The sequence below is a fragment of the Streptomyces sp. NPDC051684 genome, assembly GCF_044453445.1.
Classification (GTDB): Bacteria; Actinomycetota; Actinomycetes; order Streptomycetales; family Streptomycetaceae; genus Streptomyces.
Genome location: NZ_JBITCS010000007.1, coordinates 43,195 through 56,381, shown reverse-complemented (window position 1 = coordinate 56,381; position 13,187 = coordinate 43,195). Strand labels below are relative to the sequence as shown.

Annotated in this window: 10 protein-coding genes; 9 read left to right on the top strand and 1 reads right to left on the bottom strand. The window is 69.8% G+C overall.

Features of this window, described 5'->3' with window-relative positions:
• Positions 1-60 precede the first annotated feature (60 nt).
• Together ACIA8D_RS10785 and ACIA8D_RS10780 are read left to right on the top strand one after the other, a co-directional pair.
• Positions 61-2,685: a valine--tRNA ligase gene (locus ACIA8D_RS10785; protein ID WP_399230748.1), complete on the top strand. Its 2,625-nt coding sequence runs from the start codon at positions 61-63 to the stop codon at positions 2,683-2,685.
• A gap of 123 nt (positions 2,686-2,808) precedes the next feature.
• The gene (locus ACIA8D_RS10780; RefSeq protein ID WP_399230746.1) at positions 2,809-4,005 is read left to right on the top strand and encodes a sensor histidine kinase; all 1,197 of its coding nucleotides are present in this window, start codon (positions 2,809-2,811) and stop codon (positions 4,003-4,005) included.
• 87 nt (positions 4,006-4,092) lie between these two features.
• On the opposite strand, the gene ACIA8D_RS10775 is transcribed toward ACIA8D_RS10780, so the two are convergent.
• Positions 4,093-5,136 (bottom strand): rod shape-determining protein, encoded by a 1,044-nt coding sequence (locus ACIA8D_RS10775; RefSeq protein ID WP_399230744.1) that lies wholly within the window; start codon positions 5,134-5,136, stop codon positions 4,093-4,095.
• Between the two features lie 133 nt (positions 5,137-5,269).
• Between ACIA8D_RS10775 and ACIA8D_RS10770 the strand changes: the two genes are divergently transcribed.
• From ACIA8D_RS10770 to mrdA, 7 genes are all read left to right on the top strand, one after another.
• Positions 5,270-6,808 (top strand): bifunctional folylpolyglutamate synthase/dihydrofolate synthase, encoded by a 1,539-nt coding sequence (locus tag ACIA8D_RS10770; protein ID WP_399230742.1) that lies wholly within the window; start codon positions 5,270-5,272, stop codon positions 6,806-6,808.
• A gap of 5 nt (positions 6,809-6,813) precedes the next feature.
• A complete protein-coding gene (locus ACIA8D_RS10765; RefSeq protein WP_399230740.1) occupies positions 6,814-7,155 on the top strand; it encodes a DUF4233 domain-containing protein in 342 nt (113 codons plus the stop codon).
• Between the two features lie 81 nt (positions 7,156-7,236).
• Positions 7,237-7,650: a nucleoside-diphosphate kinase gene (gene ndk / locus ACIA8D_RS10760; protein WP_399230738.1), complete on the top strand. Its 414-nt coding sequence runs from the start codon at positions 7,237-7,239 to the stop codon at positions 7,648-7,650.
• A gap of 390 nt (positions 7,651-8,040) precedes the next feature.
• Entirely contained in the window at positions 8,041-9,060 is a 1,020-nt protein-coding gene (locus ACIA8D_RS10755; RefSeq protein ID WP_266719674.1) for a rod shape-determining protein, read from the top strand.
• 153 nt (positions 9,061-9,213) lie between these two features.
• Positions 9,214-10,197 carry a rod shape-determining protein MreC gene (gene mreC, locus ACIA8D_RS10750; protein ID WP_399230737.1) on the top strand — a complete coding sequence of 328 codons (984 nt, stop codon included), beginning with the start codon at positions 9,214-9,216 and terminating at the stop codon, positions 10,195-10,197.
• Between the two features lie 18 nt (positions 10,198-10,215).
• On the top strand, positions 10,216-10,896 hold the full coding sequence (gene mreD / locus ACIA8D_RS10745) for a rod shape-determining protein MreD (RefSeq protein ID WP_399230735.1): 681 nt from the start codon (positions 10,216-10,218) through the stop codon (positions 10,894-10,896).
• 98 nt (positions 10,897-10,994) lie between these two features.
• Positions 10,995-13,187: a penicillin-binding protein 2 gene (gene mrdA / locus ACIA8D_RS10740; RefSeq protein ID WP_399230734.1), complete on the top strand. Its 2,193-nt coding sequence runs from the start codon at positions 10,995-10,997 to the stop codon at positions 13,185-13,187.

Genomic DNA, 13,187 nt, shown 5'->3' with positions numbered 1-13,187 from the left:
GCGATCCGTTCCACCGGATTCGGTTTCAGTACGAGCTTGTAACCCCTCTAAACTGGCCCCGTGACCGAGAACTCTCAGCAGCAGACGCCAGTGCCCACCTCCGAACTGCCGACCCAGTACGCGCCGGCCGAAGTAGAGGCGCCGCTGTACGAGCGCTGGGTAGAGCGCGGTTACTTCGATGCCGATCCCAAGAGCGAGAAGCCGCCGTACACGATCGTCATCCCGCCGCCCAACGTCACGGGCTCGCTGCACCTCGGCCACGCCTTCGAGCACACGCTGATCGACGCCCTGACCCGCCGCAAGCGCATGCAGGGCTACGAGACGCTGTGGCAGCCCGGCATGGACCACGCGGGCATCGCCACGCAGAACGTCGTGGAGCGCGAGCTCGCCAAGGAGGGCAAGTCCCGGCACGACCTGGGTCGCGAGGCGTTCGTCGAGCGGGTCTGGCAGTGGAAGGCCGAGTCCGGCGGCCAGATCGCCGGCCAGATGCGCCGCCTGGGCAACGGTGTGGCGTGGAGCCGCGACCGCTTCACCATGGACGAGGGCCTGTCCCGCGCCGTCCAGACCGTCTTCAAGAAGATGTTCGACGACGGCCTGATCTACCGCGCCGAGCGCATCAGCAACTGGTGCCCGCGCTGCCTGACGGCCATCTCGGACATCGAGGTGGACTACCAGGACGACGACGGCGAGCTCGTCTCCATGAAGTACGGCGAGGGCGAGGACACCATCGTCGTCGCGACCACGCGCGCCGAGACGATGCTGGGCGACACCGCGGTCGCCGTCCACCCGGACGACGAGCGGTACGCGCACCTCGTCGGCAAGCGGATCAAGCTGCCGCTGACCGGCCGCAGCATCCCCGTCGTCGCGGACACGCACGTCGACCCGGAGTTCGGCACGGGTGCCGTGAAGGTCACCCCCGCCCACGACCCGAACGACTTCGCGATCGGCCAGCGCCACGACCTGGAGGCCCTTGAGGTCCTGGACGAGCGCGGCATCATCACGGTCCACGGTCCCTTCGAGGGGCTCGACCGCTTCGAGGCGCGCTCCGCGATCGTCGCCGCGCTGCGGGCCGAGGGCCGGATCGTCGCCGAGAAGCGCCCGTACACGCACTCGGTCGGGCACTGCTCGCGGTGCAAGACGACGTTGGAGCCGCGGCTCTCGCTGCAGTGGTGGGTGAAGGTCGAGCCGCTCGCCAAGGCGGCCGGCGACGCGGTCCGCGACGGCCGGACGAACATCCACCCCGCCGATCTGACGCAGCGCTACTTCGACTGGGTCGACAACCTCAACGACTGGTGCATCTCTCGCCAGCTGTGGTGGGGCCACCGCATCCCTGTCTGGCACGGCCCGAACGGCGAGACCGTGGCCGTCGGCCCCGACGAGCAGCCGCCGAGCGGCGAGGGCTGGCACCAGGACACCGACGTCCTCGACACCTGGTTCTCCTCCGGTCTGTGGCCCTTCTCCACGCTGGGCTGGCCGGAGCAGACCGAGGACCTGGCCAAGTTCTATCCGAACTCGGCGCTGGTCACCGGGTACGACCTGATGTTCTTCTGGGTCGCCCGGATGATGATGTTCGGCCTGTACGCGATGGACGGCGAGGTCCCCTTCAAGACCATCGCCTTCCACGGCATGGTCCGCGACGAGCACGGCAAGAAGATGTCGAAGTCGTTCGGCAACGCGGTCAACCCGCTGGACTGGATGGACACCTACGGCTCCGACGCGCTGCGCTTCACGCTCGCCCGCGGTGCCAACCCCGGCATCGACGTCCCGATCGGCGAGGACTGGGTCCAGGCGTCCCGCAACTTCGCCAACAAGATCTGGAACGCGACGCGCTTCGCGCTCATGAACGGCGCGACCGTCGAGGGCCCGCTGCCGTCGCAGGACGAGATGACGGCGACGGACCGCTGGATCCTCTCCCGTCTCAACAAGACGGTCGCCGAGGTCGACGCGTTCTACGACGACTACCAGTTCGCGAAGCTCTCCGACTCGCTCTACCACTTCGCGTGGGACGAGGTCTTCGACTGGTACGTCGAGCTGTCGAAGACGACGTTCATGGCGGGCGGCGAGCCGGCCAAGGTCTCGGGCCGGGTCCTCGGTGAGGTCCTGGACGTCATGCTGCGCCTGCTCCACCCGGTCGTCCCGTTCGTCACGGAGACGCTGTGGACGACGCTCACGGGCGGCGAGTCCATCGTGATCACCGACTGGCCGGCCGACAGCGGCTTCCGCGACGAGGCCGCCGAGCAGGAGATCGCGACGCTCCAGCAGGTCGTCACCGAGGTCCGCCGCTTCAAGGGCGACCAGGGCCTCAAGGCGGGCCAGCGCGTCCCGGCCCGCCTCACCCTGGAGGGCACGGCGCTCGCCGCGCACGAGCCGGCCATCCGCCAGCTGCTCAAGCTCCAGCCGGAGGGCGAGGGCTTCGCGGCCACCGCCACGCTGCCGGTCGCGGGCGCCGAGGTGGCGCTCGACCTGTCCGGCGCGATCGACGTGGCGGCCGAGCGCAAGCGCCTGGCCAAGGACCTCGCCACCGCCGAGAAGGACAAGGCGCAGTCCGAGGGCAAGCTGGGCAACGAGGCGTTCCTCGCCAAGGCCCCGGACCACGTGGTCGACAAGATCAAGGGCCGGCTCGCCAAGGCGGACGAGGACATCGCCCGCATCCAGGCGCAGTTGGACCGGCTGCCGCAGGGCTGACCGACGCATGGCGAAGGCCCCGGAACCCGCTCGCGGGTCCGGGGCCTTCGTGCTGCCCGGCGCGCCGGATCAAGGTAAGAAAGGGGACGTACCGGGTACAGGCGCGCGGGGATAAGGGGCTCCATGCACGACGAGGCCGACGGGGCGGCGACGAACGGGGTGGCGGAGACCGTCGCGGGCCGTCGGCTCGGTCGCCTCTGGTCGGGCCTGGAGCGCTGGCGCGGCACCCCGCACGCCGTCGACCTCGTCACGGCCGTCGGCTGCTTCGCCCTGATGGGCCTGGACATCCCCGGCCTCGCCCGGGCCGACAACGCGCTGAGCGGGGCGTCCGCCACGCTCGTGCTCGCCCTCGGCGCCGCGACACTGCTGCTGCGCCGGCGCGATCCATGGGGGCCCTGGTTGTCGTTCGCCGTCGGGATGGTCCTCCTCGGCTGGCTGCACGACGTGACCCTGATCCAGTTCGCCCTGTACTCCGTGGCCCGCTACCGGGGCCGCAACTCCGGCGTCCTCGCCTGCTGCCTCTACCTCGTCTGGGCCTGCGCCGCGTACGCGCTCTTCGAATGGCCCGCGCACCGGGGCGGCGAGAGCGTCAGCCAGTTCCTCGCCCTCGCCGTGCCCATCGGTGTGCTCGCCACCGGCGTCGGCATCGCCGCGCGCCGCATCGACCTCGTCCGCGCCCTGGAGGCCAAGGGGGCCGAGACCGCGCTGCTCCAAGCCGTGCAGCAGGAGCGCTCCGACGTCGCGGGCGACGTGCACGACTTCGTGGGCCGCGAGCTGACGATGCTTTCGGTACGGGCGGAGGTGCTGTCGCGGCGGGCCCGCGGCGAGACCTGGGAGAGCGAATTCGACGAGCTGTCCGAGACGGCGCGGCGGGCGCACCTGCTGCTCAACGAGATCGTCGTGCGCCGCGGCAGCGGGGGCGGCACGCCCACCCCCGGCCTCGACGCGCTGCCCCGGCTCGCCGAGGAGAGCGCGGCGGCCGGCAACGAGGTCTCCGTCGACGTGGACGCCGCCGCCCGCGCCCAGTCCCCGCTGCGCCAGGCCGCGGTCTACCGCGTCGTCCAGGAGTGCCTCACGAACGCCGCGAAGCACGCCCCGGGCCGGCCGGTGACCGTCACGGTGACGGTCGCGGCCAACCGCCTCCACGTCACGGTCGCCAACCCCCTGCCGACGGCCACCCCGACGACCGTCCCGGTCTCGGCGGGCACCGGCACGGCCGGCATGGCGGAACGGGTCCTGTCGTTGGGCGGCACGTTCGAGGCGGGCCCGACGAAGCAGGCAACGTACGAGGTGCGAGCAGCCTTCCCGGCAAGAACGTAGGGGCTGCTTTTCAGGGGCGCGGGGAACTGCGCGAAAAGGGACCACAGCGGCACCGCACCCGCGAACCCGACTCGGCCCCCACGAAACTCACGCCGCGAGCATCCGCTGCAACCCGTCGAAGTCGTCCACACACTTCCCGCACCCCAGCGCCACGCTGTCCAGCGGGTCGTCCGCGACGAACACCGGGATCCCCGTGCCGGAGGCGATCCGCAGATCGAGCCCCGGCAGCAGCGCGCCCCCGCCCGTCAGCACGATCCCGTGCTCCATCACGTCCCCCGACAGCTCCGGAGGACACTCCTCCAGCGTCGCCTTCACCGCGGCGATGACCGCCTCCACGGGCTCGTCGAGTGCGGCCCGCACCTCGCGCACCGTCAGCTCGACCGTCTTCGGAAGCCCCGCCACCTTCTCGCGCCCCCGCACGGTGAACGACCGCGTCTCGAAGGCGTCCTCGCCGGGCACCGGCCACGCGGAGCCGATCGCGACCTTGATGTCCTCGGCCGTGCGCTCGCCGATCAGCAGCCCGTGCTCCTTGCGCACGTAGTCCGTGATCGCCTCGTCGAACCGGTCGCCGCCGACCCGCAGCGACTGCGAAGTGACCACGCCGCCAAGGGAGATGACGGCCACCTCGCTCGTGCCGCCGCCGATGTCGACGACCATCGAACCGCGCGGATCCGCGACCGGGAGCCCCGCCCCGATCGCCGCCGCCATCGGCTCCTCGATCAGGTGCACGGCCTTCGCCCCGGCCCGCTGCGCCGCGTGCTCGATGGCCCGCCGCTCCACCGGCGTGACCCCGCTCGGCACGCACACCACCATGCGGATCCGGGGCCGGCGCCCGGGGACCGCCTTGCGGACGAAGTGCCGGATCATCGCCTCGGCCGCCTCGTAGTCGCTGATCACGCCGTCCCGCAGCGGCCGGATCGCGGTGATCGACCCCGGCGTGCGCCCGATCGTCTCCTTCGCCTCGGTGCCCACCGCGAGGACGTCACCGTGCCCGCCCGACTTGCCGCTCGGCTTGCCACCGGGCTTCCCGGCCGCCTTCACGGCGACGACCGACGGTTCGTTCAGCACGATGCCCTGACCGCGCACGTACAGAAGGGTGTTGGCGGTGCCGAGATCGATGCCTATGTCCATGATCCGCAAGTTTGCCGGGCCGGAACGCGCAGCGGAGGGACCAAGGTCCCGAAACGGACAGGTCGAAAGTCCCGAACCGGGACGTCGGGTGGCGTCGGGCGCGCTGTCGGTGGACCTCCGTAGACTGGCGTGTGTGAGTGACCTCCCCCCGCGCGACAGCAGCGACCCCGGCTTCCCCGACAACCCCGACGACGCCGACCAGTTCGAAGAGATCGTCGGCGAAGAGACCACCCGCGACCCCGACCTCGCGGTGATCGAGGCGGGCAGCCGCACCCTGCGCACCCAGTCGGCCCCGCCGCAGGGCGACGGCATCCCGGCCCGCCCGCAGGACCCCGAGGTGGAGAAGGCGCTGCGGGTGGTGGAGGCGGAGCTCGCCACCCGCTGGGGCGAGACGAAGCTGGAGCCGTCCGTGTCGCGCATCGCGGCGCTGATGGACGTGCTGGGCGAGCCGCAGAAGGCGTACCCCTCGATCCACATCACGGGCACGAACGGCAAGACGTCCACGGCCCGCATGATCGAGGCCCTGCTCACGGCCTTCGACCTGCGCACCGGCCGGTACACCTCGCCGCACGTCCAGTCGATCACCGAGCGGATCAGCCTGGACGGCGCCCCGATCGACCACGAGCGCTTCATCGAGACGTACGACGACATCAAGCCGTACGTCGAGATGGTCGACGCCCAGCAGGAGTACCGCCTCTCCTTCTTCGAGGTGCTGACCGGCATGGCCTACGCGGCCTTCGCCGACGCCCCGGTGGACGTGGCGGTCGTCGAGGTCGGCATGGGCGGCAGTTGGGACGCGACGAACGTGATCGACGGTTCGGTCGCGGTCATCACGCCCATCGACCTGGACCACACCGACCGGCTCGGTGAGACGCCCGGCGAGATCGCCGGCGAGAAGTCCGGGATCATCAAGCAGGACGCCTCCGTGATCATGGCGCAGCAGCCGGTGGACGCGGCGCAGGTGATCCTCAAGAAGGCCGTGGAGGCGGACGCGACGGTGGCCCGCGAGGGCCTGGAGTTCGGCGTCGTCCGCCGCGAGGTCGCCGTCGGCGGCCAGTTGGTGACGCTGCGCGGGCTCGGCGGCGAGTACGAGGACATCTTCCTTCCGCTGCACGGCGCGCACCAGGCGCACAACGCGGCGGTGGCGCTCTCCGCCGTCGAGGCGTTCTTCGGCATCGGCTCGGAGCACGCGCGTCCGCTCGACATCGACACGATCCGCACGGCGTTCGCCTCGGCCACCTCGCCGGGCCGCCTGGAGGTCGTGCGCCGCTCGCCGACGGTCGTCCTCGACGCCGCGCACAACCCGGCGGGCGCCCGTGTCACCGCCGAGGCGATCGGCGAGGTCTTCGACTTCAGCCGCCTCATCGGTGTCGTCGGAGCCAGTGGCGACAAGAACGTACGGGGGCTCCTGGAGGCATTCGAGCCGATCTTCGCGGAGGTCGTCGTCACGCAGAATTCCAGCCACCGCGCCATGGACGCCGACGAACTGGCGGGCATCGCGGTGGAGGTCTTCGGCGACGAGCGCGTCCAGGTCGAGCCCCGCCTCGACGACGCCCTGGAGGCCGCGATCACGCTCGCCGAGGAAGAGGGCGAGTACGCGGGCGGGGGAGTGCTCGTCACCGGTTCCGTCATCACGGTCGGCGAGGCCCGGCTGCTCCTGGGGAAGGGCTGACCGCCGTGCGTATTCTCTGTTCCTCGACGCTGCTCGCCGAGTTCTTCGTCATCGGCTTCGCCGGGCTCGTCGCCATGAAGGACCCCGACCTGTCGGCCACGCTCGTGTGGACGGTGAGCGGCATCGCGATGCTGCTCAGCGTGCTGCTGTGCGGCATGGTCACGCGGCCCGGCGGCGTCCAGCTCGGCTGGGCGCTGCAGATCGCCCTGATCATCAGCGGCTTCTTCGTCCCGGTCATGTTCTTCCTCGGCGCCTGCTTCGCGGCCCTGTGGTGGGCCTCGGTCCACTTCGGCCGCAAGGTCGACGAGGCGAAGGCCCGCTGGGCGGCCCAGGCCGAGCAGGCCTGAGCCGCCCGCCTGCCGTGGCGGTGGTCACGCCCTGTAACCTCGGGCGTCACCGCACATTTAGGCCTACAAGGAGTCCCGCGAATGACCCAGCGCACGCTCGTCCTGCTCAAGCCCGACACCGTTCGCCGCGGCCTGATCGGCGAGGTCATCGGCCGCATCGAGCGCAAGGCCGGCTGGACGATCAGCGCGCTCGAACTGCGCAGCCTGAGCCAGGAGACGCTGGAGGCGCACTACGGCGAGCACAAGGGCAAGCCGTTCTACGAGCCGCTGGTCGACTTCATGTCCTCCGGGCCGATCGTCGCCCTGGTCGTCGAGGGCGAGCGGGTGATCGAGGGCGTACGCCAGCTGGCGGGTCCGACGGACCCGATCGCCGCCGCCCCGGGTTCGATCCGCGGCGACTTCGGCACCATTGTTCGCGAGAACCTCATCCACGCCTCCGACTCCGAGGAGTCCGCGGAGCGCGAGCTGAAGCTTTTCTTCCCCGATTTCTCGTAACGGGATGAACGAGCCGACTGTCCGGGTGTTCTCGTATTCCGGACTTCGACCCACTTCCGTGAGACAACCGGTGTCCGCTCCATGAGACCGGCGAGTTCGTTTTCTGATGCAGCGTCAGTCACGGAGCGCCACTGACCAGGAGCGGCCCGAGAATTCGGGCCGCTCTTTTGCATATGCGGCCCGTTTGGGGGAACGCACTCCTCCGTCGGGACGTCCCCATTAGCGGGGCGGGGACTCCCATGCTGACAATGGCGAAGACCCTCGCGCCGTGATCGTGCAGGCGAGACTACGATGGAGCCTCCACGCCACACCGCGTCCACCTCTCGCCTACCTGACAAGCCATCAAACGCTCCACTTGGGAAGGCCAGACGAATCCTGATGGGGAACTCAATGTCGTTCATCGGCCGTGACATGGCTGTCGACCTCGGGACCGCCAACACGCTGGTGTACGTCAGGGGTCGAGGGATCGTGCTCAATGAGCCGTCCGTGGTCGCCATCAACACCAACACCGGCGGCATCCTCGCGGTCGGCGCCGAAGCCAAGAAGATGATCGGGCGCACGCCGGGCAACATCGTGGCGGTCCGTCCGCTGAAGGACGGTGTGATCGCCGATTTCGAGATCACCGAGCGCATGCTCCGCTACTTCATCCTGAAGGTGCACAAGCGGCGCTACCTCGCCCGGCCCCGTGTCGTCGTCTGCGTGCCGTCCGGCATCACCGGTGTCGAGCGCCGCGCGGTCATCGAGGCCTCCTCGCAGGCCGGTGCCCGCCAGGTGCACATCATCGAGGAGCCCATGGCCGCGGCCATCGGTTCCGGGCTCCCGGTCCACGAGGCCACGGGCAACATGGTGGTCGACATCGGCGGCGGCACCACCGAGGTCGCGGTGATCTCGCTCGGCGGAATCGTCACGGCGCAGTCCATCCGCGTCGCGGGCGACGAGCTGGACAACGCGATCATCCAGCACATCAAGAAGGAGTACTCGCTCCTCCTCGGTGAGCGCACCGCCGAACAGATCAAGATCACGATCGGCTCCGCGTACGACCTCGACTCCGACGAACACACCGAGATCCGCGGCCGCGACCTCGTGTCCGGCCTGCCGAAGACCGTCGTCATCTCGGCGGCAGAAGTCCGCAAGGCGATCGAGGAACCGGTCAACGCGATCGTCGACGCCGTGAAGACCACCCTCGACAAGTGCCCGCCCGAGCTGTCCGGTGACGTAATGGACCGCGGCATCGTTCTCACCGGTGGCGGCGCCCTGCTGCGCGGCCTCGACGAGCGGCTGCGCCGGGAGACCGGCATGCCGATCCACATCGCCGAGGACCCGCTCGACAGTGTGGCGCTCGGTTCCGGCAAGTGCGTCGAGGAGTTCGAGGCGCTTCAGCAGGTTCTGGACGCCTCGCCGCGCAGATGATGTGAAGCGAAAACGTCCGCCGTACGGGTGCCTGCCACTTCGTACGGCGGATCGTTGATATATAGGCAAGGCATAACAAATCCTCCCCAATGACGCCCGGCACGGCCGGGCGCCGCTCGACGCAATCGACAGAGGAAGGCACGGCCGCCGCACGTGAGGGACACACGAGAGAGCCGGCTGCTCCTGGTGCTGCTGATCGCCATCGCGTTCGCACTGATCACGGTGGACATCCGCGGCGGCGAGGACTCGCCTGTCGACGGTGCCCGGCACGCCGCCGCGACGGTCTTCGGCCCCGTGGAGAACGGGGTCTCGGGCGCGGTCGACCCGATCGGCAACGCCATAAGCGCGGTCCGCGACTCCGACAAGCGGCACAGCCGCATCGGCGAACTGGAGCACGAGAACGCCGCGTTGAAGGCCAAGCTCGGCAGCGGCGACCGCAACCGCAGCAAGGTCCGCCAGCTCGACGCCATGCTGAAGACGGCGGGCGCGGGCCAGTACGGCATCAAGGGCGCCCAGGTCATCGCCATCGGCTCGGCCCAGGGCTTCTCCTGGACCGTGACCATCGACGCCGGCGCCAACGACGGCCTCAAGCGCGACATGACGGTGCTCAACGGCGACGGACTCGTCGGCCGGGTGACGACCGTCGGCCCGAACACCGCGACGGTGCTGCTGGCCAACGACCCGGACTTCACCGTCGGCACCCGCATGGAGAAGTCCGACGAGCTCGGCTTCGCGTCCGGGCAGGGAGACCGCCCGCTGCGCGTCCAGCTCCTCAACGGCAAGGCCAAGGTGAAGACGGGCGAGCGGCTCGTCACCTTCGGCTCCCAGGCCGACAAGCCGTTCGTGCCCGGTGTCCCCGTCGGCCGCGTCGTCCGCGTCGACCCCTCGGGCGGCGACCTGACCCGCACCGTCTACGTGAAACCGTACGTCGGCTTCACCAAGCTCGACATCGTCGGGGTCGTCGTCCAGGCGCCGCGCACCGACCCCCGGGACACGGTGCTGCCGAAGAAACCCGCCAAGCCCAAGCCGACGCCCACCGTCACCGTGACGGCCACGCCGGGCGCCGACGGCAACGGCGAGGCCAACGGCAACGGCGACGGCGCCGCAGGCAACAACAACGCAGACCAGCAGCAGTAGCAGGAGGAGCAAGGAATCATGCGCTTCAACCGGATGCTGCTCTCCACGGTCCTTGTCGTCGTGGCCCTCGTCCTCCAGGTCTGCATCCTGGCCCGGCTGCAACTGCCCGGCGCCGTCCCCGACCTGATGCTCCTGACCGTCCTCGGCCTCGCCCTCGTGTACGGACACGTGGGCGGCGCCTTCGTCGGCTTCGGCGCGGGACTGCTCGCCGACCTCGCCCCGCCCGCCGACCACGCCGCCGGGCGCTACGCCCTCGTGCTCTGCGTCATCGGCTATCTGGCCGGTCTCGCCAAGCCCGAGAGCGGGCAGCTGCGTTCGGCGGCCGGACCCATGCTCGTGGTCGTCGGCGCCGCCGTCGGCACGACCCTGCTGTACGCGGGCGTGGGCGCGCTCGTCGGCGACACCGCCGCCCGCGACGTCGGCCTCGGCAGCCTCATCTTCACCGCGGCGCTCTACGACCTGCTGCTCGCGCCCTTCGTCGTGCCGGGCGTGATGTGGCTCGCCAGACGCGCCGAGAACGATCCGCTCGGCGAGCCCTCCGGCGGCTCCGCCAAGGCCGCGGACGTCTCCTCCGGCTGGCTCTCCGGCGGCGGCACGGGCCTGAGCATCGGCGGCAAGGGCGGCGGCGGCCTGCGGATGCGATCGGTCAAGGCGCGCGCCTCCCGGGCGGGACGCATCAAGGGGGTCAAGCGCCTGTGAGCGCACGGCAGTTGATCGACGGCACCGCAGGCACGCACAGCTTCGGCGTGTACACCTACTCGTACACGTCCTCGTACTGAGAGGGGGAGCACGCCACCGTGACCAACATTCCTGAGACGGGCCGGACCCCTCGCGTCCAGATTCGCCTCATCATCCTCCAGATCCTCGTCCTCTCCCTCCTGCTCACCCTCGGCGGCCGTCTCTGGTACCTCCAGATCCGCAACGGCGACGAGTACGCCAAGGAGGCCTCGGGAAACCACGTCCAGCAGGTCGTCACGCCCGCCACCCGCGGCTCGATCCTCGACGCGCGCGGCATCCCGCTTGCCGACAACGAGACGCGGCTCGTCGTCTCCGCCTCCCGCACCGACCTGATGAAGATGGACGACGAGGGCAAGGCCGTCCTCGCCAAGCTCGCCAAGGTCCTCGGGATGCAGCCCAAGACCATCCAGGAGAAGGTCCGGCTGTGCGACGCGAAGACGCCGCAGCCCTGCTGGAACGGCTCGCCGTACCAGCCCATCCCGATCACCGACGAGGCCACGCCCAAGCAGGCCCTGCAGATCCGCGAGCGCAGCGAGGACTTCCCCGGCATCACCGCGGAGCCCACCGCCGTGCGCCGCTACGCGGGCCCCGGTGGCTCCAACACCGCGCAGGTCCTCGGCTACCTCTCGCCGGTCACCGACGCGGAGATCGAGAAGGCCAAGAACTCCGACTCGCCGTACCTGCGCTCCGACCAGGTCGGCCGCAGCGGCCTTGAGCGCACGTACGACAAGGACCTGCGCGGCAAGGCCGGCGTCACCCGCTACGAGGTCGACAACCTCGGCCGCGTCATCGGCCGCGCCAAGAGTGACAAGGCCGAGCCGGGCGCGAATGTCGTGACGTCGATAGACGCCCGCGTGCAGTCCGTCGCCGAGAAGGAGCTGGACGCGGCGATGAAGGCCGCCCGGCACGAGTTCGACAAGAACACGGGCGAGAACTACAAGGCCGACGCCGGCTCCGTCGTCGTGATGGAGGCCAAGACCGGCCGCGTCGTCGCCATGGCCTCCAACCCGACGTACGACCCGAACGCCTGGGTCGGCGGCATCTCCGGCAAGGACTACTCCAAGCTCACCGGCAAGCAGTCCAACTACCCGCTGCTGAACCGGGCGATCCAGGGCCAGTCCGCGCCCGGCTCGATCTTCAAGGTGATCTCGTCGACCGCCGCGGTCAACGCCGGGTACCCGTTCAACGGCCGCTACCCGTGCACCAGCTCGTACTCGATCGGCAGCCAGGTCTTCAAGAACTTCGAGTCGGAGAACTTCGGCCCGATCAGCCTCGGCCGCGCCCTCGAGGTCTCCTGCGACACCGTCTTCTACGGCCTCGCCCACAAGGAGTGGCAGAAGCTCGGCGGCATCCACCCCAAGGGCGGCGTCAACGCGGACGACTCCTTCTACAAGACGGCCCACCAGTTCGGTCTCGGCAAGGAGACCGGTATCGACCTGCCCAATGAGGTCAACGGCCGGGTTCCCGACCGGAAGTGGAAGAAGCAGTACTGGGAGGCCAACAAGGACGCCTGGTGCAAGGGCGGCAAGAAGGACGGCTCCTACGTCGAGCGCCTCAACTGGGAGAACTGCCGCCAGGGCAACGTGATGCGCGCCGGTGACGAGGTCAACTACTCCATCGGCCAGGGCGACACACTCGTCACCCCGATCCAGATGGCCCGGATCTACGGCGCCATCTCCAACGGCGGCACGCTGTACCAGCCCTCGGTCGGCAAGGCCGTGATCAGCCCCGACGGCAAGCAGGTCAGCGAGATCGCGCCCAAGTCGCAGGGCAAGCTGCCCATGACGAAGCAGACGCAGAGCCACATCGACCAGGCCCTCGCGGGCGTGGCGACGCGGGGCACCGCCGCCTGGCGCTTCGGCGGCTGGCCGCAGGACAAGATCCCGATGCACGCCAAGACCGGTACCGCCGAGGTCTACGGCAAGCAGACGACGTCGTGGTTCGCGACGTACACGAAGGACTACTCGATCGTCATGACGATCGCCCAGGGCGGTACGGGTTCCGGAGCCTCGGGACCCGCCGTCCGCAAGATCTACGACGCGCTCTACGGCGTCGACAACAAGGGCGGCATCAACAAGAAGAAGGCCCTGCTGCCCGAGCCGGAGAAGAGCCTGCCGAAGATCCAGAAGGACGGTTCGATCGACGCCCCGGAGATCAAGCCGTTCCAGCCGGGCAGGGACACCACGCCCGACCAGCAGGAGTTGGCGGCGACGCTGCCCACCTCCTCCTACGGCAACAGCAGGAGGGACTGA